Here is an 18,543-nt window from a genome sequence, read left to right on the forward strand (position 1 = left end):
CTCTTTCTTCCGGTGACTCGTCGACGCGGCCTCGCATCAGCGGGGCCGCGTTGCTTGGTCCATCACTCCCACTCGATCGTCGCCGGCGGCTTGCTCGACACGTCGTAGGTCACGCGGTTGATGCCGCGCACTTCGTTGATGATGCGCCCCGACACCTTCTTCAGCAGCGCATACGGCAGCTCGGCCCAGTCGGCAGTCATGAAGTCGCTGGTCTGCACGGCACGCAGTGCGACCACGTAGTCGTAAGTGCGGCCGTCGCCCATCACACCCACGCTCTTCACGGGCAGGAACACTGTGAAGGCCTGGCTCGTGAGGTCGTACCAGGTCTTGCCGGTGGCTTCGTCGGTGAAGTTGCGCAGCTCTTCGATGAAGATCGCGTCGGCGCGGCGCAGCAGGTCGGCGTATTCCTTCTTCACTTCGCCGAGGATGCGCACTCCCAGGCCCGGGCCGGGGAACGGGTGGCGGTACACCATCTCGGGCGGCAGTCCGAGGGCCACGCCCAGTTCGCGCACTTCGTCCTTGAACAGATCGCGCAGCGGCTCGAGCAGCTTGAGGCCCAGCTGTTCGGGCAGGCCGCCCACGTTGTGGTGGCTCTTGATGGTGACGGCCTTCTTGCTCTTGGCGCCGCCCGACTCGATGACGTCGGGGTAGATCGTGCCTTGCGCCAGGAAGGTCGCGCCCTTGTGTCCACCGCCACCGGCCTTGAGCCTGGCGGCTTCCTGCTTGAACACGGTGACGAACTCGCCGCCGATGATCTTGCGCTTGGCTTCGGGGTCGCTCACGCCGGCGAGCTTGCCGAGGAACAGCTCGCTGGCATCGACGCGGATCACCTTCGCGTGCAGCTTGCCTTCGAACATCTCCATGACCATGTCGCCTTCGTTCAGGCGCAGCAGGCCGTGGTCGACGAACACGCAGGTCAGCTGGTCGCCGATGGCGCGGTGGATGAGCGCGGCAGCCACGCTCGAATCGACGCCGCCCGACAGGCCCAGGATGACTTCTTCATCGCCCACCTGCTCGCGGATCTTCTCGACGGCTTCGGCGATGTGGTCGCGCATGACCCAGTCGGGCTTCGCGCCGCAGATGCCGAGCACGAAGCGCTCGAGGATCGCCTTGCCCTGCATCGTGTGCGTGACTTCGGGGTGGAACTGCACCGCGTAGTAGCGGCGCGCCTCGTCGGCCATGCCGGCGATGGGGCAGCTGTCGGTGCTGGCCATGAGCTTGAAGCCCGGCGGCAGTTCGGTGACCTTGTCGCCGTGGCTCATCCACACGTTGAGCATGCCGTGGCCTTCGGGCGTGGTGAAGTCGGCGATGTCCTTCAGCAGCGCCGTGTGGCCATGAGCGCGCACGGCCGCGAAGCCGAACTCGCGCTTGTGGCCGCCCTCGACCTTGCCGCCGAGCTGGTGAGCCATGGTCTGCATGCCGTAGCAGATGCCGAGCACGGGAACGCCCAGGTCGAACACGGCCTGCGGGGCCTTGTCGGTGGTTTCCTCGTACACGCTGGCGTGGCTGCCGGAGAGGATCACGCCCTTGAGGTGGCCGTCGGCGGCGTATTCGCGCACCCATTCGTCGGTGACGTCGCAGGGATGCACCTCGCTCAGCACGTGGGCTTCGCGCACGCGGCGTGCGATGAGCTGCGTGACCTGCGAGCCGAAATCGAGGATGAGGATCTTGTCGTGTTGCATGGCGAAAGGACTCAGAGCGTTGAAATGTCGAGCAGCTTCACTCCCGCCTGGGGTGCAGCCTGGATGAGTTGCTCGTCGAAGGTGGCGAGCGGGAGATTGAGCGACTTGGCGAGCCAGAGATAGCCCGCATCGTAGAGAGACACGCCGGCATCGATGGCGACGGCAAGCACGGCCTTGTGCTGCGCCGGCGCGAGCTCGTGCAGTTCGACGCGATGGCGGATGGCGTCTAGCACGCTCCACAGCCCTTCGACCGCAGACGAGGGAATGCGGCCGCTGCGCACGCCGTTGGCGAGGATGTTGGCGCACTCCCATTGCCAGACGTTGGGCGCCTGCGGCTCGACCTCGTCGCGGCGGATGGCGGCGTAGAGCCTGCGGGTGTGCTCGCTGGCCATGTCTGGAAGCAGCCAAGCGGCCGTGACCGAGGCATCCATGACGAAGGCGGTCATTGCTGGCGCCCCTCGTCGAGCAGGGCGCGCGGCTGCGGGCCGGGCTGGATGGTGGCGTGGAGCGCGTCGATCTGGCCCAGCTCGCGCTCGATCTGCTCGTCGGTGATGACCGGCTTGCGGCGCACCGGCAGCATGCGCACGACTTCCTTGCCGTGGCGGGTGATGCGAACCTCCTCGCCCTTTTCGACGGAGTCGATCAGGGCCGAGAAGTTGTTCTTGGCTTCGGCGATGCCGATGGATTGCATTTGGGCCAGAAAATTTGAATCTGGCCCAAATTTTAAACCCAGTCTGGCCCGACTTTCAAGGTCTGGCCAGATCAGTCCGCGCGGTAGTTCGGCGCTTCCTTCGTGATCTGCACGTCGTGGACGTGGCTCTCACGAATACCGGCCGTGGTGATCTCGACGAACTCGGCCTTGTTCTGCATGTCGGCGATGGTCGCGCAACCGCAGTAGCCCATGCTGGCGCGGACGCCGCCGGCCATCTGGTAGACGATCGAGACGATCGAGCCCTTGTAGGGCACGCGGCCTTCGATGCCTTCGGGCACGAGCTTGTCGGTGTTGGGGTTGCCGGTGGTCGACTCCTGGAAGTACCGGTCGGCGCTGCCCTGCTGCATCGCGCCGATGGAGCCCATGCCGCGGTAGCTCTTGTAGCTGCGGCCCTGGTACAGCACGATTTCGCCCGGCGCCTCTTCGGTGCCGGCGAACATGCTGCCCATCATGACGGTGCTCGCGCCGGCCGCGATGGCCTTGGCGATGTCGCCCGAGTAGCGCACGCCGCCGTCGGAGATCAGCGGAATGCCCGTGCCCTGCAGCGCGGTGGCGACGCTGTCGACCGCCATGATCTGCGGCACGCCCACGCCGGCCACGATGCGGGTGGTGCAGATGGAGCCGGGGCCGATGCCGACCTTGACCGCGTCAGCGCCGGCGTCGGCCAGCGCGCGGGCGGCGTCGCCGGTGGCGATGTTGCCGCCGATCACGTCGACCTGCGGATAGTTCTTCTTGACCCAACGCACGCGCTCGATCACGCCGGCGCTGTGGCCGTGGGCCGTGTCGACCACGATGGCGTCGACGCCGGCCTTCACCAGCGCCTCGACGCGCTCCTCGGTGCCGTCACCCACGCCGACCGCCGCGCCCACGCGCAGGCGGCCGTTGGGGTCGCGCGCGGCATTGGGGAAGCTGGTCTGCTTGGTGATGTCCTTGACGGTGATGAGGCCCTTGAGCTCCCAGTCGCCGTTGATGACGAGCAGGCGCTCGAGCTTGTGCTTGTTCAGCAGCGCCTTGGCTTCGGCGAGCGTGGTGCCGTCGGGCACGGTGATGAGCTTCTCGCGCCGCGTCATGATCTCGCTGACGGGCACGTCGTAGCGGCTTTCGAAACGCAGGTCGCGGCCGGTGACGATGCCGACCACCTTGCCGGCGTCGACCACCGGGAAGCCCGAGATGCCGAGCTGGTCGGACAGGGCCATCACCTGGCGCACCGAGTGCGTCGGCGTGATCACAACCGGATCGCGCAGCACGCCCGACTCGTAGCGCTTCACCCGGGCCACTTCTGCGGCCTGCTGCTGCGCGGTGAGGTTCTTGTGCACGATCCCGATGCCGCCTTCCTGCGCGATGGCGATCGCGAGGCGGGCTTCGGTCACGGTGTCCATGGCCGCAGAGACGAGCGGCAGGTTCAGCGTGATGTTGCGGGAGAGTTTGGTGGCGAGGGAGGTGTCCTTGGGCAGGACCTGGGAGAACGCTGGCACCAACAACACGTCGTCGAAGGTGAGCGCTTTGCCGAGAAGGCGCATGGGTGAAGCTCCAAAAGACGGATTGTAACGAGGCCTCCGGCCGGTTTGCCGGCCCGGGGCCATTTCCGGACGTTGCAAAAGCACCCAATCCGGATGTTGCAAAAAGTAAGGCCCGGCTAAACTTCAGGGATGAAATTCGTGCACTGGCTGGTACTGGGATGTGTCGTTGCTCTGCCGCTGTCGGCGAGCGCTCAATGGCAATGGCTCGACAAGAACGGCAAAAAGGTCTACAGCGACCAGGCTCCGCCGCCAGACGTGCCCGAGAAGAACATCCTGCGCCGCGTAGGCCCGCCGCCGGCGGCGCGGTCCACCGCGAACCCGAATGTCGACGCGCCGCCCCCGGCGGAAGGTGCCGCCGACGCCCCTGCCGCTGCCTCTGCGCCGAAGGCCGCGGCCGCGCCCAAGCCCACGGGCGTCGACAAGGAACTCGAGGAAAAGACCAAGAAGGCCGAAGCCGAGCAGAAGGCCAAGCAGGCCGCGGAAGAGGCAAAGATCGCGAAGGCCAAGGCCGACAATTGCGCCCTCGCCCGCCAGAGCAAGGCCACGGTCGACAGCGGCATCCGGCTGGCGAAGGTCAACGCCAAGGGCGAGCGCGAAATCATGGATGACGCCGCCCGTGCCGCCGAGCAGAAGCGCATTCAGGACGTGATCAACAGCGACTGCAAGTAGCGCGGTCGTCCGTCAGTCAGTAGCCGGCCTTGCCGCCCTTGCGGCGGTTCGCGAACAGGCCGGTTCCCTTCGAGCCCTGGCGCTGGAAGCGCTCCCGGCGCGCCACCTTGGGATCCACCGCGAGGGGGCGGCACAGCTCGACGCGGTCGCCGTCCTTCAGCGCCTGATCCCACGCGACGGCCTTGCCCCAGATGCCCGGCGTCATGGCGTGGCGCCAATCCAGATCCGGAAAACGCTGCGAAAGATCGCTGGCCCGGACGGCGTCGACCAGCGTCGCGCCCGGTGGGAGATGCAGCACCTGCTCGAACACCTCGCGCGCCGCGGGGGAGCAGCTCAGCGTGACCTCGATGGTCATCGGAATCAGGACGAGCCGTAGACCTGCTCGGCGCGCTTGACGAAGGCCTCGACCAGGCTGGATGCGATGGTGTCGAACACGGGGCCCACGAGCGCCTGCAGGGCGAAATTGCTGAAGCCGTAGCTCAGGTGCAGCTCGACGCGGCAGGCGCGTTCGCCCTCTTCTCCCACGGGCGTGAATTTCCACTTGCCGTCGAGGTTGGAGAACGGCCCGTCGACCAGCTTCAGCTGCACCTCGCGGCCAGGAACATGGGTGTTGCGGGTGGTGAAGCTCTGGTGCAGCCCGGCGAAGGCCAGGCCCACTTCGGCCGTCATGCCGGCCTCGTCCTGCTCGATGACGCGGGACTTGTCGCACCACGGGAGAAACTGCGGATACTTCGCCACGTCGGTGACGAGCGCATACATCTCTTCGGCGCTGTACCAGATGAGGACGGACTTGTTGACTGTTTTCATAGAATCGGCACAGCGTGCGCGACGGATTGTATTGAAGCCATGCAGCCCCCATATTCCCGAGTCATGGCCACCAAGAAACAAGATACCTCCTCCCGCATCGCCGACAACAAGAAGGCTGCATACAACTATTTCTTCGAAGAGCGCTTCGAGGCCGGCATGGTCCTGGAAGGCTGGGAAGTCAAGTCGCTGCGCGAAGGCAAGGTGCAACTCACCGACGGCTACGTGGTGATCCGCAACGGCGAACTCTTCGTGCTGGGCTGCCAGATCAACCCGCTCAAGAGCGCCTCCACGCACGTCAACCCCGACTCGATCCGGACCAAGAAGCTGCTGCTGAAGAAGGACGAGATCCGCCGCCTTACGGCCAAGGTCGAGCAGAAGGGCTACACGCTGGTGCCGCTCAATCTGCACTGGAAGGCCGGCAAGGTGAAGTGCGAGATTGCGCTGGCAAAGGGCAAGGCCGAGCACGACAAGCGCGACACCATCAAGGACCGCGAAGGCAAGCGCGAGGTCGAGCGCGCGATGAAGAGCCGCAACCGCTGAAGAATCTTTTTTGCGGACGATGGAATAAAAGCCGCGCCGCGGGCGTTTGTGCGGTTGTCACCGGAAGCACCGGTGTCGCCACCAACAAGGAGTTCTTCCATGTCGCCTTTCCGCGTATCTTCCGCCGTCCTGTTGAGCGCCCTTCTCGTGCTCCCCGCCTTCGCCCAGCCCAAGCCCGCCGACGGCGCCCTCGTGGGCCCGAACGGCATGACGCTCTACACCTTCGACAAGGACACGGCCGGCAGCGGCAAGTCGGTCTGCAACGGCGGATGCGCCACCAACTGGCCGCCCTTCATGGCAGCCGACGGCGACAAGCCCAGCGGCGACTTCACCATCGTCACCCGCGACGACGGCAAGAAGCAATGGGCAGCCAAGGGCTGGCCGCTGTACTACTGGGCCAAGGACACCAAGCCGGGCGACAAGACCGGCGACGGCGTCAACGGCACCTGGAAGACCGCCAAGCCCTGATCCGCCGGCCTTTCCCGCCCTTCGCCCCTCGCCCAATGGACGCCCGCCTGCTGGTCGAGCACATCCCGAGCCTGCGCCGCTACGCACGGGCGCTCACGGGCAATGCGTGGGCGGCGGACGACCTGGTGCAGGACACGCTGGAGCGCGCCTGCAGCAAGTGGCGCCTGTGGGTGGTGGGCAGCGACCTGCGGGCGTGGCTCTTTACCGTCATGCACAACATTTTCGCGAGCCAGGTGCGCCGCACGCCTCCGCCCCACGCCGTTGTGCCGCTCGACGAAGTGGCGCAGGAGGTGCAGGGAATGGCCGACTCCGGCCGCGACCAGGGCACCGGCATCGACCTGCAGCGCTGCCTGATGCAGTTGCCCGAGGAGCAGCGCGCCGTGCTGCTGCTGGTGACGCTCGAAGACCTGTCGTATGCCGAAGTCGCCAGGGTGCTCGGCGTTCCGGTCGGCACGGTGATGTCGCGCCTGTCGCGTGCCCGCGTGCGGTTGCAGGAGCTGATGGACGGCGCGTCGCCCGCCGTGCGCCCCGGCCTGCGCCGCCTCAAGTGAAAACTGCCGCAGCATCATGAACCGCCCCGCCCCGCCCCCTACCGACGACGAACTGCACGCCTGGGTCGACGGCCAGCTGCCTCCGGACCGCCATGACGCAATCGAGCAAGCGATTGCGCGCGACCCCGCCGCGGCCGCCAAGGTTGCGGCATGGCACGCGCAACGCGACTCCCTGCGCCGGCTGCACGGCGAGCTGCTCGACGCGCCCATCCCCGCACCTCTGCTGGGCGCACTGGACCGCCGCCAGCCACGCCGGACGCAGCAACGCACTTCGTGGATGCGCTGGGGCGGCCTGGCGGCCGGCCTGCTGGTCGCATTCGCCGCCGGCTGGCTCGGGAATGCGCAATGGACCCAGTGGTCCGCGCCGCGCGCCGGCGCCCAACTCGCCCGTGCGCCGGCCGTGCGGGAGTTCGTTCGCGACGCATCGATCGCACACGTCGTCTATGCGCCCGAGAAAAGGCATCCCGTCGAAGTGGCCGCGTCCGAGCAGCAGCACCTGGTGCAGTGGCTCTCCAGGCGTCTGGACCGTCCGCTGAAAGTGCCCGACCTCTCCAGCCAGGGCTACACGCTGGTCGGTGGCCGCCTGCTGCCCGGCGAGACCGGAGCGCGCGCGCAGTTCATGTTCGAGGACGCCGCGGGCGAGCGCGTGACGCTCTACATCGGCACCCTCGACGCCCGCGCCGCCGGCGCGTCGACAACGGCACCTTCCGCCAGCGAAACCGCCTTCCGCTTCGCCTCCGAAGGCCCGGTGCCGAGCTTCTACTGGGTGGACCAGGGGTTCGGCTACGCCATCGCCGGCAAGCTGCCGCGCGACCTTTTGCTCAAACTCGCGACGCTCGCCTACCGCGATTTGTCGTAACGACCGCATAAACTGCCGGCTCGCGCAATCATCCTGCCCGGCATCCAGTCACCGGCTTGTTTTCGCGATTTTTCAACCGAAGGAGAAACTGCATGAAATTGCTCAGCGCCTCGATCCTCGCGGCGGCCCTGCTTGCCGGCTGCGGCAGCATGTCCAACAAGACCGCCAGCGCGCCCGACACGCCCACCCGCACCGCCGACGGCGTGCTGGTCGGACCGAACGGAATGACGCTGTACACCTTCACCAAGGACACCGCCGGTGCCGGCACCTCCGCCTGCAACGGCCAGTGCGCAGCCAACTGGCCCCCGCTCGGCGTGGCGGACACCGCCAAGCCCATCGGCGGCTACACCATCATCATTCGTGAAGACGGCAAGCGCCAATGGGCCTACAAGGGCTGGCCGCTGTACTACTGGGCCAAGGACGCCAAGCCCGGCGACAAGACCGGCGACGGCTTCGCCAACGGCGCCTGGAAGCTCGCCCGTCCCTGATCCCCTGCGGACCTGAAGACCCTGAAACGCCGGCACCCGCCGGCGTTTTTTTCTTGCCCGCCCTTTCCAGCGTTTCCTGCTCTTCCTGCCGGTTTCCCCGGTACGGCAACGGCACCACCCACGGCAGAATCCCCGCATGACGCCTGACGCCAACCCGGACGCGTTCCTCGCCCTGCTGACCCAGGGCCTGATCACCGACGCACAGCACCACGCCGCACGCGCACACCCCGAGTTCTCCACCCTTCCGCCGTTGCCGAGCCCGGCCCACGCGCTGGCATGGATGCGCGTGCGTGGCCTGGTCACCGAGGAGGAGCAGAACGCGGCGCTCGACAGGATCGCCGACGACGCCCCTCATGCGGACGACGCGGCCGACACAGCCATCGATGCCGACGACCTCGTCGAACTGGCCGAACAGGGCATCACGCACGAGGCCATCGGCGCGCTCTTCAAGGACGCCCTGATCGATGCCGAGACGCGCGACATGGCGCTGGCGGAAACACCCGTCGTGGGCACCGCAGCCGCCTCCCCTGTCGCCACGCTGGCCTGGCTGGCAACCGACGGCCCACTCGAGAAGGAAGGCTTCGACGCCCTGCGCGCCCAGGTCGCGGCCGAGCCGGCCTTTGCCACGGCCGTCGAGCGCGCCCGCATCGTGACCGAGGCACAGGCCCTGATCGAAGCCGACGAGCAGGCCGCCAGGGCGTGGCAGACACGCGCGCAGCGCAGCCGACGCATCGGCACATGGAAGTTCCTGGCGACCGTGGCGGTGATCGGCGGCGGCATCGGCTGGTATGCGTTCGCCCCGGCGAGCGTGCCGGCCTGCGACGCCGCATCCACGCGCAAGACGCTCGACAGCCTGATGCGCCGCGTGAGCATGGACGTGCGCATGCGTCATCTCGACCCGAGCGGCGGCACCGTGATCGAGACGCCCTCCGTGAGCAGCCTGCGAGAGATCGGCTATCTCAAGCCGGAGCGCGTGCGCGGCTGCATGGCGGTCATGACGCAGGGCGACAGCAAGGAACCGATGGCCTACACCATCGGCCCCACGGAGCCCGAAGGCGACGAGATGGTGGTGCGCGGCGCGGACGTGGCCATCGTCGAGGCCCGCTTCGGCAACCTCGATGCCGACGGCAGGCCGCTCTACAACGCCGAGCCCATCGGCCGCGAGGCGATGGAAAAGGCATTCCGCGAAGGCGCCGCCCCGCTCGGAGCAGCCCGGGCCGCCTCGGCCGCGCGCATGCGTGCGCGCACCGACCCGGGCCTGGTTCGCAAGGACCCGAACCGCTCGCGCGAGATCGCCGAGATCGAACCCACGGGCCCCTGCCGCAAGCTGGAGGACGGCACGGGCCATGCCTGCCCGCTGGTCGTCGAATACAACGACAGCCTGCTGGGAGCCCTCACGGGCGGCGACAGCTCGCTGCCGGTGAGGGGTGAATTCACGTTCGTGGAAGACAACGGCAACTGGCGCGTCGGCGACGATTTCGCGCAGACCTTCATGCGCAAGGTGCTCGAGGCCCGCATGGCCGGCATGGGCGTACCAAGCACGAGCATCCAGCAGTAGCTCGGCGCGCAGTGCGCCAGCGTGTCAGTGCGCGCCCGGTACCGCCGTGTCGGCCACCGTGGTGCGCCGTCCGCGCAGCGCCAGCAGCTCGTTGAACACCAGCGCACCGATGACCAGCGCGCCGCCGGCCAGCACGCTCGGCGCGGGTTGCTCGCCGGCGCCGATCCAGGCCAGCGCGATGCCGAAGATCACCTCGAGCAGAGCCAGCAACGCGACCTCTGGCGCCTTCAGCACCTGGGCGCACAGCACCGAAAGAACGCACGGAATGGCCAGCTGAAACACGCCCAGGAAAGCCAGCAGCCCGAGATCGTGTGCGCCGGCCTTGAACGGCCAGGCAAGCGGCAGCGTGAAGAGCGCGGTGATCACCGCGCCGATGAGCACAGCCGGCACTAGGTCGATCCGGTGGCCCTTGGCCTGCGCATGCTGCACCACGGTCCAGTTCGCCGCGCCGGCCAGCGGCACGCACAGCGCGAGCAGCGTGCCCGCCAGCGACCCGCCTCCGCCCTGCATCAACTGGGTGCCGTACATCCAGCCGATGCCCGCACCCGCGACCACGATGGCCAGCCAGGTGCGCGCGGGCAGCCGGTGCCCGATGAAGATTCGCGCCGCCAGCGCGGTGAGCAGCGGCCCGAGCGACATGGTGACGAGCACGCTGGCCGTCGAAGCCAGCGTGAGAGCGACCATGAAGGCCGTGAACATCACGGCCCAGCAGACGCCGGAGATCCAGAGCTCGCGCCCGCCGCGGCGCAGCTGGGAGAACACGGCGCGTCCGCGCCAAAGCGGCAAGATCACCAGCAGCGCCAGTGTCGTGAAGAGACTGCGCCAGAAGGTGATCTCGAAACTGTGCGCCTGTGCCAGGTGCCGCGTGACGACGCCCGCCGTGCCCCACATCAGGGTCACGACGACCATCAGCCAGACGGCGCCGCCGTGCGTCAGGCGCATGGGAGGGAGGAAAGAACGCTGCTGCTGTATGCGCGAGCAGTCGATCGATCGATCGATCGATCGATCAGCCCTGCATCAGGTCACGGCTGGCGCGCTTGCGCTCATGCTCCTTCAGGAAGCGCTTGCGCAGGCGCACGCTCTTGGGCGTGATTTCAACCAGCTCGTCGTCCTCGATGAATTCCACGCCGTATTCGAGCGTGAGTTCGATCGGAGGCGTGATCTTGATCGCGTCTTCCTTGCCCGAAACGCGGAAGTTCGTGAGCTGCTTGGTACGCGTGGCGTTCACCACCAGGTCGTTGTCGCGGCTGTGGATGCCGACGATCATGCCCTCGTACACCGGGTCGTTCGCCTTCACGAACATGCGGCCGCGGTCGTCGAGCTTGCCCAGGGCGTAGGTGAAGATTTCACCATCGTCCATGGAGATCAGCACGCCGTTCTTGCGGCCGCCGATGTCGCCCTTGTGCGGTTCGTAGCTGTCGAAGATGTTGCTGATGAGGCCCGAGCCGCGCGTGAGGTTCAGGAACTCGTTCGTGAAGCCGATCAGGCCACGCGCCGGAATGCGGTACTCGAGGCGCACGCGGCCGCGGCCGTCCGGTTCCATGTTGACCAGCTCGCCCTTGCGTTCGCCCAGTGCCTGCATCACGCCGCCCTGGTGGCCTTCCTCGATGTCGGCCGTCACGAGCTCGATGGGCTCGTGGCGCTCGCCGTTGATTTCGCGGAACACCACGCGCGGCTTCGACACGGCCATTTCGTAGCCTTCGCGACGCATGTTTTCCAGCAGGATGGTCAGGTGCAGTTCACCGCGGCCCATCACTTCGAACACGCCTTCCTCGTCGGTCTCGTTCACGCGCAGTGCGACGTTGTGCTGCAGTTCCTTCTGCAGGCGGTCCCAGATCTGGCGGCTGGTGACGAACTTGCCTTCACGGCCGGCCAGCGGGCTGGTGTTGACGCAGAAGTTCATCGTCAGCGTCGGCTCGTCGACCTTCAGCATCGGCAGCGGCGCCGGGTTGGCCGGGTCGGTGACGGTCACGCCGATGCCGATGTCGGCAATGCCGTTGATCAGCACGATCTCGCCGGGGCCTGCCTCGGTGGCCTGCACGCGGTCCAGGCCCTGGAAGGTCAGCACCTGGTTCACGCGGCCCTTGAGGCTCTTGCCGTCCGGGCCTTCCATGACGACCACGTCCATCATCGGCTTCAGCGTGCCCTGGCTGATGCGGCCCACGCCGATGCGGCCCACGAAGGTCGAGAAGTCGAGCGCGGAAATCTGCAGCTGCAGCGGCGCGGCCGGGTCACCCTTCTGCGAGGGCACGTGCTTCAGGATGGTGTCGAACAGGGCCGACATGTCGGGGCCCCACTGCTCGCCTTGAGCGCCCTCTTCCAGCGACGACCAGCCGTTGATGCCCGAGGCGTACACCACCGGGAAGTCGAGCTGTTCGTCGGTCGCGCCGAGCTTGTCGAACAGGTCGAAGGCGGCGTTGACCACCTTGTCGGGGTTGGCGCCCGGCTTGTCGACCTTGTTCACCACCACGATGGGCTTCAGGCCCAGAGCCAGCGCCTTCTTGGTCACGAAGCGGGTCTGCGGCATCGGGCCTTCCTGCGCGTCGATGAGCAGCAGCACGCCGTCGACCATCGAGAGAGCGCGCTCCACCTCGCCGCCGAAGTCCGCGTGACCGGGGGTGTCGACGATGTTGATGTGGGTGCCCTTCCAGCTCACGGCGCAGTTCTTGGCCAGGATGGTGATGCCGCGTTCCTTTTCGATCGCGTTGTTGTCCATCACGGTGTCGACCACCTTCTCGTGCTCGGCGAAGGTGCCCGACTGGCGCAGCAACTGGTCGACCATCGTGGTCTTGCCATGGTCAACGTGGGCAATGATGGCGATATTGCGGATTTGCTTGGTACTCATGGTGTCGCTTCGGTCTGTTGTGCGTTCAAAAGAATTTGCTGGATTTCGATGGGGTTCAGCAAGCGCCCCGGAATCAGTTCGCCGGCCTTGACGTGAGCCGTGCCGAGGAAGGCCGGCGGTTGCGTGCCGAAGACGGCAACCTCATCCGCATCGGCCCAGGCCCCGCGGCGGCGCAGGCCCGAAAGAAAGCGTGCTGCATCTTCCGTGCCCAGCGTGACGCGGCTGTGGCCGTCAACGAGCGCTTCGGCCGGCAACAGCCGAGCCAGGCGCTCTTCCTCGTCCATGGCCTCCAGTGCCTCGATCGTGACGCATTGCGCCTCGACGAAGCCGCCAGTGGCGATGCGGCGCAGCGAGGTCAGGTGCGCGCCGCAGCCGAGCGCCTCGCCGATGTCCTCGCCGAGGGTGCGGATGTAGGTGCCCTTGCTGACGGAGGCAAGGATGCGGATGGTGTCTTCGCCGGTCGCCCGGATCTCGAGCTTGTGGATCACCACGTCGCGCGGGGCCCGTTCGACCTCCACGCCTTCGCGGGCGTACTCGTACAGCGCCTTGCCGTCCTTCTTGAGCGCGCTGTGCATCGGGGGCACCTGGCGGATCGGGCCGGTGAACTGCGCCTGCACGCGCACCAAGTCCTCTGGCGTGACGTGCACCGGACGCTCGGCGATCACCTCGCCCTCGGCATCGCCGGTCGCGGTCTTGATGCCGAGGCGGGCCGTGGCTTCATAGGTCTTGTCGGCATCCAGATGCAGCTGGCTGAACTTGGTTGCAGCGCCGAAGCACAGCGGCAGCACGCCGGTGGCCAGCGGATCGAGCGTGCCGGTGTGGCCCGCCTTCTCGGCGCGCAGCAGCCATTTGGCCTTCTGCAAGGCCTGGTTGCTGGAGAAACCCAGCGGTTTGTCGAGCAGCAACACCCCATGCACAGGGCGCCGCTGCACCCTTGTGCGTGGCGCGTTCATGGCTAGTCGTCTTTCGAGCGCGAAGCGACGGCTTGTGCGATGAGCGCGTTCATGTCGGCCGCACGCTCGGTGGTGCGGTCGAACAAGAAGTGCAGCGTGGGCACGGTGTGGATGTGCAGGCGCTTGAACAGGCCGTTGCGCAGGAAGCCCGCGGCCTGGTTCAGCGCTTCGGTCGTCTCGGCCACGTCGCCCGTGAGCAGGCTGAAGAAGATCTTCGCGTGCGCATAGTCCGGCGTGACCTCGACGGCCTGGATCGTGACCATGCCCACGCGCGGATCCTTCAGTTCGCGCGCGATCAACTCCGTCAGATCACGCTGGATCTGATCGGCGACCTTGAAGGCGCGGTTGGGGACGGCGGCTTTTTTCTTGGGCATGAACAGCGGTGCTCCGTACGCTTCTTACAGCGTACGTGCGATCTCCTTGATCTCGAAGAATTCGAGCTGGTCGCCCTCTTTGATGTCGTTGAAGTTCTTGAGCTTGATACCGCACTCGAAACCTTCGCGGACTTCGCGCACATCGTCCTTCAGACGCTTGAGCGAGTCGATCTCGCCGGTGTAGATCACCACGTTGTCGCGCAGCAGGCGGAAATGCGCGCTGCGGTTCACCGAACCCGAGGTGATGTACGAACCCGCGACCGTACCGATCTTCGATGCCACGAACACCGTGCGGATCTCGGCCGAGCCGATGATTTCCTCGCGGCGCTCCGGTGCCAGCATGCCCGACATCGCGACCTTGATCTCGTCCACGGCGTCGTAAATGATGCTGTAGTAGTTCAGCTGCACGCCATTGCCTTCGGCCAGCTTGCGCGCGCCGGCATCGGCACGCACGTTGAAGCCGATCACGACCGCCTTCGAGGCGATGGCGAGGTTGATGTCGCTCTCGCTGATGCCACCCACGCCGGCGTACACCACCTGCACCTTGACCTCGTCCGTCGCCAGCTTGAGCAGCGATTGCGCCAGCGCTTCCTGCGAGCCCTGCACGTCGGCCTTGATGATGATGCGCAGCGTCTGCACTTCGCCCGCCGACAGGTCGGTGAACATGTTCTGCAGGTTCGCAGCCTGGGCCTTCGCCAGCTTGGTGTTGCGGAACTTGCCGGCACGATAGGTCGCGATTTCGCGGGCACGGCGCTCGTCGCCCATCACCATGAACTCGTCGCCCGCCTGCGGCACTTCGGTCAGACCCTGGATTTCCACCGGGATCGACGGACCCGCGGACTTGGTCGGCTTGCCGTCCTCGTCCAGCATGGCGCGCACGCGGCCATAGGTCGAGCCGGCCAGCACCACGTCGCCGGTCTTGAGCGTGCCGGACTGCACCAGCACGGTGGCGACCGGGCCGCGGCCCTTGTCGAGCTGCGCTTCGATGACCAGACCCTTGGCGGCGGCATCCACCGGCGCCTTGAGTTCAAGCACTTCGGCCTGCAGCAGCACCTGCTCGAGCAGGTCGTCGATGCCCTGGCCCGTCTTGGCCGACACGCCGACGAACGGAACGTCGCCGCCGTATTCCTCGGGCACGACTTCCTCGGCCACCAGTTCCTGCTTCACGCGGTCCAGGTTGGCATCGGGCTTGTCGATCTTGTTGATCGCGACCACGATCGGCACACCAGCCGCCTTCGCGTGCTTGATGGCTTCCTTGGTCTGGGGCATGACGCCGTCGTCGGCCGCCACCACCAGGATCACGATGTCGGTGGCCTGCGCACCGCGGGCACGCATGGCAGTGAAGGCCTCGTGACCCGGGGTGTCGAGGAACGACACCATGCCACGCTCGGTTTCCACGTGGTAGGCACCGATGTGCTGCGTGATGCCGCCGGCTTCGCCCGCGGCGACCTTGGCGCGGCGGATGTAGTCCAGCAGCGAGGTCTTGCCGTGGTCGACGTGACCCATGACGGTCACGACCGGAGCGCGCGGCATCGGCTCGGCGATCTGCGCCGACACGTCCTCGTCGGTGAAGGCTTCGGGGTCGTCCAGCGCGGCAACCACCGCGTTGTGGCCCATTTCCTCCACCAGGATCATTGCGGTGTCCTGGTCGAGCGACTGGTTGATGGTCGCCATCTGGCCCAGCTTCATCAGCTGCTTGATGACTTCCTGCGCCTTGACGGCCATCTTGTGCGCCAGTTCGGCCACCGTGATGGTCTCGGGCACGTGCACTTCGAGCACGCGCGCTTCGACCGGCGCCGCCGGCACGTGCTGCTCGTCATGGCCGCCACGGTCGTTGCCACGGCGACCACGCGGGCCTCCGCGCCAGTTGCCGCGACCGACGCCGCCGCTTGCGTCGCCGCGCGTCTTGATTTCCTTCTTCTTGGCAGGATCGCCAGCCCAGCTCGACGAGAGCTTCGCGGACTTGACTTCCTTGCCGCTGCCCGGAGCAGCGGGTGCAGCCGCTGCTCCCGGAGCGGCGGGTGCGCCTGCACGTGCCGCCGGAGCGGTCGGCTTGTGCAGCGTGCCCTTGACGCCGGCCTTCTCGGCCTGCGGCTTCTCGGGCGCCTTGTGCGGCACCAGCACGCGGGCCGGTGCGTTCATCATGGCGCGGATGGCCTCCGCCTCGGCGAGGGCCTTGCGGCGACGCTCGTCGAGATCGCGGGCACGGGCAGCCTCTTCTTCGGCACGGGCCTTCGATTCGGCGGCGGCCTTGGCCTTCGCGTCTTCCTTGGCCTGAGCCGCGGCGGCCTGGGCGGCGAGCTTGCTGTTGTCGGCAGCCTTCTCTTCGGCGGCCTTCTGCTCGGCCGCGGCCGTCACAGCGGGTGCGACAGGAGCGGCGGCAACCGGCTTCGCGGCCGCAGCAGCGGCTGCCTCGGCGGCGGCCTTCTTCGCGGCGGCTTCGGCGGCGGCGCGGGCAGCTTCCTGCTCGGCCTTTTCAGCCTTCTCGGCCTGTTCGCGCTCGCGGGCTTCGGCTTCTTCGCGCAGGCGACGCTTCTCGGCCAGCTCTTCTTCCTGGCGGCGGATCAGTTCGGCCTGGCGGCGCGCCTCTTCCTCGCGGCGGGCCAGCTCGGCCTCGTCGATGCGGGGTGCTGCGGGAGCGGCAGCCGGAGCCTCGGCCGCCTGCTGCGCGGGTTCGGACGCGGCCAGGTGGCCGTCGTCGCGCTGGATGAAGGTGCGCTTCTTGCGCACCTCGACCTGGATGGTGCGGGCGCGACCGGTGGAGTCGGCCTGCTTGATCTCGCTGGTCGACTTCTTGGTCAGCGTGATCTTCTTGCGCTCGGGCTCGACAGTGCCGTGGCTGGCCTTCAGGTGGCCGAGCAGGCGCTGCTTGTCGGCCTCGGTGAGTGCATCGGTGACGGCCGCCTTGGGCACGCCTGCGCTCTTGAGCTGGTCAAGCAAGGTTTCGGGAGTCTTCTTGAGCTCGTTCGCGAACTCGGCGACAGTGGTACTGGACATATTGGTTTCGTGCCTCCATGACCGTCACTCTTGGCCGGCGAACCAATGTTCGCGGGCCTTCAAGATGAGGGCTTTGGCGTCATCGGCGCTCTGGCCGGTGATCTCGGTGAGTTCATCGACCGCGAGGTCGGCAAGGTCGTCACGGGTGTTCACGCCCGCTTCGTGCAGCTTGGGAATCAGCTCGGGGTCCAGGCCCTCGAGGTCGCGCAGGTCCTGCGACACCGACGACTGGGCCTCGACGCCTTCTTCCTTGGCGATCTCCATGGTCAGCAGCGCATCCTTGGCGCGCGCGCGCAGCTCGTTGATCGTGTCTTCGTCGAAGGCTTCGATCTCCAGCATTTCGGAGATGGGCACGTAGGCCACTTCCTCGAGGCTGTTGAAGCCTTCCGAAATGAGGATGTCGGCGATTTCCTCGTCGACGTCGAGCTTCTCCATGAACAGCTTGCGGCTGGCGTCGGTTTCGCTCGCCTGCTTCTGGGCCGATTCGTTGGCGTCCATGATGTTGATCTTCCAGCCAGTGAGGTCGGAAGCCAGGCGCACGTTCTGGCCGCCGCGGCCGATGGCGATGGCGAGGTTTTCCTCGTCGACCACCACGTCCATGGCGTGCTTTTCCTCGTCGACCACGATCGACGACACGTTGGCCGGAGCCAGCGCACCGATCACGAACTGGGCGGGGTCTTCGCTCCATAGGACGATGTCCACGCGCTCGCCGGCCAGCTCGTTGGTCACGGCGTTGACGCGGGTGCCGCGCACGCCGACGCAGGTGCCGATCGGGTCGACGCGCTTGTCGTGCGAGAGCACGGCGATCTTGGCGCGCGAACCGGGGTCGCGGGCGCAGCTCTTGATTTCGAGCAGGCCCTGCTCGATCTCGGGCACTTCCTGGCGGAACAGCTCGATCATGAATTCGGGAGCCGAGCGCGACAGGATGATCGGAGCGCCGCGCAGCGTCAGGTCGACTTCCATGATCATTGCGCGCACGCGGTCGCCGTTGCGCAGGTTTTCCTTGGCGATCATCTCGCTGCGGCGCAGGCGGCCTTCGACGCGGCCGGCCTCGACGATGATGTCGCCCTTGTCCAGGCGCTTGACGGTGCCCACGAAGATCTTGTCGCCGCGCGACATGAAGTCGTTGAGCAGCATCTCGCGTTCTGCGTCGCGGATCTTCTGCAGGATGACCTGCTTCGCGGCCATGGCGCCGATGCGGCCGATGGGCACGGAGTCGACAGCCTCCTCGATGTACTCGCCGACCTCGATGTCGGGCATTTCTTCCTTGGCTTCGAACAGCAGGATTTCCTGGTCGGGCAGCTGCAGGCCGGCCTCGTCGGGCACGACGTGCCAGCGGCGGAAGGTTTCGTAGTCGCCGCTGTCGCGATCGACCGAGACGCGGATGTCCACGTCGCCCTGATGAAGTTTCTTGGTGGCTTGCGCCAGCGCGGACTCGACCGCGCCGAAGACAACGTCGCGCTCGACGTTCTTCTCGCGCGAGATCGCATCCACCAACATCAACATTTCGCGATTCATGC

19 protein-coding genes are annotated in these 18,543 nt (G+C 66.9%); 7 read left to right on the forward strand and 12 right to left on the reverse strand.

What is annotated here, in order from left to right:
- Positions 1 to 62: 62 nt before the first annotated feature.
- The 4 genes from guaA to guaB form a co-directional block, all read right to left on the reverse strand.
- Positions 63 to 1,682 (reverse strand): glutamine-hydrolyzing GMP synthase, encoded by a 1,620-nt coding sequence (gene guaA / locus BMY35_RS01925; RefSeq protein WP_093195298.1) that lies wholly within the window; start codon positions 1,680 to 1,682, stop codon positions 63 to 65.
- Positions 1,683 to 1,693: 11 nt separating this feature from the next.
- A complete protein-coding gene (locus BMY35_RS01930; RefSeq protein ID WP_170217035.1) occupies positions 1,694 to 2,128 on the reverse strand; it encodes a type II toxin-antitoxin system VapC family toxin in 435 nt (144 codons plus the stop codon).
- Positions 2,125 to 2,373: a type II toxin-antitoxin system Phd/YefM family antitoxin gene (locus BMY35_RS01935; protein WP_093195299.1), complete on the reverse strand. Its 249-nt coding sequence runs from the start codon at positions 2,371 to 2,373 to the stop codon at positions 2,125 to 2,127. Before BMY35_RS01935 ends, BMY35_RS01930 begins: the two co-directional genes overlap by 4 nt.
- 71 nt (positions 2,374 to 2,444) lie before the next feature.
- Positions 2,445 to 3,914, reverse strand: a complete 1,470-nt coding sequence (gene guaB, locus BMY35_RS01940; protein WP_093195300.1) for an IMP dehydrogenase — start codon at positions 3,912 to 3,914, stop codon at positions 2,445 to 2,447.
- Positions 3,915 to 4,043: 129 nt separating this feature from the next.
- On the opposite strand from guaB, the gene BMY35_RS01945 reads away from it, so the two are divergent.
- On the forward strand, positions 4,044 to 4,583 hold the full coding sequence (locus BMY35_RS01945) for a DUF4124 domain-containing protein (RefSeq protein WP_093195301.1): 540 nt from the start codon (positions 4,044 to 4,046) through the stop codon (positions 4,581 to 4,583).
- Positions 4,584 to 4,599: 16 nt separating this feature from the next.
- Here the strand turns inward: BMY35_RS01945 and BMY35_RS01950 are convergent, their stop codons facing one another.
- Together BMY35_RS01950 and BMY35_RS01955 are read right to left on the reverse strand one after the other, a co-directional pair.
- Positions 4,600 to 4,938 (reverse strand): RnfH family protein, encoded by a 339-nt coding sequence (locus BMY35_RS01950; protein WP_093195302.1) that lies wholly within the window; start codon positions 4,936 to 4,938, stop codon positions 4,600 to 4,602.
- 5 nt (positions 4,939 to 4,943) lie between these two features.
- Positions 4,944 to 5,390 carry a type II toxin-antitoxin system RatA family toxin gene (locus BMY35_RS01955; RefSeq protein WP_093195303.1) on the reverse strand — a complete coding sequence of 149 codons (447 nt, stop codon included), beginning with the start codon at positions 5,388 to 5,390 and terminating at the stop codon, positions 4,944 to 4,946.
- Between the two features lie 63 nt (positions 5,391 to 5,453).
- Here BMY35_RS01955 and smpB point away from each other — a divergent pair, with 63 nt between their 5' ends.
- The 6 genes from smpB to BMY35_RS01985 all read left to right on the forward strand — a co-directional run bounded on the left by smpB (position 5,454) and on the right by BMY35_RS01985 (position 9,854).
- Entirely contained in the window at positions 5,454 to 5,930 is a 477-nt protein-coding gene (smpB, locus tag BMY35_RS01960) for an SsrA-binding protein SmpB (RefSeq protein WP_093195304.1), read from the forward strand.
- 99 nt (positions 5,931 to 6,029) lie between these two features.
- Positions 6,030 to 6,398 (forward strand): COG4315 family predicted lipoprotein, encoded by a 369-nt coding sequence (locus BMY35_RS01965; RefSeq protein ID WP_093195305.1) that lies wholly within the window; start codon positions 6,030 to 6,032, stop codon positions 6,396 to 6,398.
- Between the two features lie 35 nt (positions 6,399 to 6,433).
- Positions 6,434 to 6,949, forward strand: a complete 516-nt coding sequence (locus BMY35_RS01970) for an RNA polymerase sigma factor (protein ID WP_093195306.1) — start codon at positions 6,434 to 6,436, stop codon at positions 6,947 to 6,949.
- 16 nt (positions 6,950 to 6,965) lie between these two features.
- Positions 6,966 to 7,808 (forward strand): anti-sigma factor family protein, encoded by an 843-nt coding sequence (locus BMY35_RS01975; RefSeq protein ID WP_093195307.1) that lies wholly within the window; start codon positions 6,966 to 6,968, stop codon positions 7,806 to 7,808.
- A 92-nt stretch (positions 7,809 to 7,900) separates the two neighbouring features.
- Positions 7,901 to 8,296 carry a COG4315 family predicted lipoprotein gene (locus tag BMY35_RS01980; protein WP_093195308.1) on the forward strand — a complete coding sequence of 132 codons (396 nt, stop codon included), beginning with the start codon at positions 7,901 to 7,903 and terminating at the stop codon, positions 8,294 to 8,296.
- A gap of 136 nt (positions 8,297 to 8,432) precedes the next feature.
- Positions 8,433 to 9,854, forward strand: a complete 1,422-nt coding sequence (locus tag BMY35_RS01985; protein ID WP_093195309.1) for a hypothetical protein — start codon at positions 8,433 to 8,435, stop codon at positions 9,852 to 9,854.
- Positions 9,855 to 9,878: 24 nt separating this feature from the next.
- Here the strand turns inward: BMY35_RS01985 and BMY35_RS01990 are convergent, their stop codons facing one another.
- The 6 genes from BMY35_RS01990 to nusA all read right to left on the reverse strand — a co-directional run bounded on the left by BMY35_RS01990 (position 9,879) and on the right by nusA (position 18,541).
- Positions 9,879 to 10,796: a DMT family transporter gene (locus BMY35_RS01990; RefSeq protein ID WP_093195310.1), complete on the reverse strand. Its 918-nt coding sequence runs from the start codon at positions 10,794 to 10,796 to the stop codon at positions 9,879 to 9,881.
- 64 nt (positions 10,797 to 10,860) lie between these two features.
- Positions 10,861 to 12,699: a translational GTPase TypA gene (gene typA, locus BMY35_RS01995; RefSeq protein WP_093195311.1), complete on the reverse strand. Its 1,839-nt coding sequence runs from the start codon at positions 12,697 to 12,699 to the stop codon at positions 10,861 to 10,863.
- Positions 12,696 to 13,652 carry a tRNA pseudouridine(55) synthase TruB gene (gene truB, locus BMY35_RS02000; protein ID WP_093195312.1) on the reverse strand — a complete coding sequence of 319 codons (957 nt, stop codon included), beginning with the start codon at positions 13,650 to 13,652 and terminating at the stop codon, positions 12,696 to 12,698. Before truB ends, typA begins: the two co-directional genes overlap by 4 nt.
- A 2-nt stretch (positions 13,653 to 13,654) precedes the next feature.
- Positions 13,655 to 14,026, reverse strand: a complete 372-nt coding sequence (gene rbfA / locus BMY35_RS02005; RefSeq protein ID WP_093195313.1) for a 30S ribosome-binding factor RbfA — start codon at positions 14,024 to 14,026, stop codon at positions 13,655 to 13,657.
- Positions 14,027 to 14,050: 24 nt separating this feature from the next.
- A complete protein-coding gene (gene infB / locus BMY35_RS02010; RefSeq protein ID WP_093195314.1) occupies positions 14,051 to 17,023 on the reverse strand; it encodes a translation initiation factor IF-2 in 2,973 nt (990 codons plus the stop codon).
- Between the two features lie 24 nt (positions 17,024 to 17,047).
- Positions 17,048 to 18,541: a transcription termination factor NusA gene (gene nusA, locus BMY35_RS02015; RefSeq protein WP_093195315.1), complete on the reverse strand. Its 1,494-nt coding sequence runs from the start codon at positions 18,539 to 18,541 to the stop codon at positions 17,048 to 17,050.
- Positions 18,542 to 18,543 lie beyond the last annotated feature (2 nt).

This window comes from Variovorax sp. YR750 (genome assembly GCF_900109805.1).
Lineage (GTDB): Bacteria > Pseudomonadota > Gammaproteobacteria > Burkholderiales > Burkholderiaceae_C > Variovorax > Variovorax gossypii.

Coding starts and splice junctions, on each gene's coding strand:
- guaA (WP_093195298.1), bottom strand. CDS start 1,682: ATGCAACACGACAAGATCCTCATCCTCGATTTCGGCTCGCAGGTCACG.
- BMY35_RS01930 (WP_170217035.1), bottom strand. CDS start 2,128: ATGACCGCCTTCGTCATGGATGCCTCGGTCACGGCCGCTTGGCTGCTT.
- BMY35_RS01935 (WP_093195299.1), bottom strand. CDS start 2,373: ATGCAATCCATCGGCATCGCCGAAGCCAAGAACAACTTCTCGGCCCTG.
- guaB (WP_093195300.1), bottom strand. CDS start 3,914: ATGCGCCTTCTCGGCAAAGCGCTCACCTTCGACGACGTGTTGTTGGTG.
- BMY35_RS01945 (WP_093195301.1), top strand. CDS start 4,044: ATGAAATTCGTGCACTGGCTGGTACTGGGATGTGTCGTTGCTCTGCCG.
- BMY35_RS01950 (WP_093195302.1), bottom strand. CDS start 4,938: ATGACCATCGAGGTCACGCTGAGCTGCTCCCCCGCGGCGCGCGAGGTG.
- BMY35_RS01955 (WP_093195303.1), bottom strand. CDS start 5,390: ATGAAAACAGTCAACAAGTCCGTCCTCATCTGGTACAGCGCCGAAGAG.
- smpB (WP_093195304.1), top strand. CDS start 5,454: ATGGCCACCAAGAAACAAGATACCTCCTCCCGCATCGCCGACAACAAG.
- BMY35_RS01965 (WP_093195305.1), top strand. CDS start 6,030: ATGTCGCCTTTCCGCGTATCTTCCGCCGTCCTGTTGAGCGCCCTTCTC.
- BMY35_RS01970 (WP_093195306.1), top strand. CDS start 6,434: ATGGACGCCCGCCTGCTGGTCGAGCACATCCCGAGCCTGCGCCGCTAC.
- BMY35_RS01975 (WP_093195307.1), top strand. CDS start 6,966: ATGAACCGCCCCGCCCCGCCCCCTACCGACGACGAACTGCACGCCTGG.
- BMY35_RS01980 (WP_093195308.1), top strand. CDS start 7,901: ATGAAATTGCTCAGCGCCTCGATCCTCGCGGCGGCCCTGCTTGCCGGC.
- BMY35_RS01985 (WP_093195309.1), top strand. CDS start 8,433: ATGACGCCTGACGCCAACCCGGACGCGTTCCTCGCCCTGCTGACCCAG.
- BMY35_RS01990 (WP_093195310.1), bottom strand. CDS start 10,796: ATGCGCCTGACGCACGGCGGCGCCGTCTGGCTGATGGTCGTCGTGACC.
- typA (WP_093195311.1), bottom strand. CDS start 12,699: ATGAGTACCAAGCAAATCCGCAATATCGCCATCATTGCCCACGTTGAC.
- truB (WP_093195312.1), bottom strand. CDS start 13,652: ATGAACGCGCCACGCACAAGGGTGCAGCGGCGCCCTGTGCATGGGGTG.
- rbfA (WP_093195313.1), bottom strand. CDS start 14,026: ATGCCCAAGAAAAAAGCCGCCGTCCCCAACCGCGCCTTCAAGGTCGCC.
- infB (WP_093195314.1), bottom strand. CDS start 17,023: ATGTCCAGTACCACTGTCGCCGAGTTCGCGAACGAGCTCAAGAAGACT.
- nusA (WP_093195315.1), bottom strand. CDS start 18,541: ATGAATCGCGAAATGTTGATGTTGGTGGATGCGATCTCGCGCGAGAAG.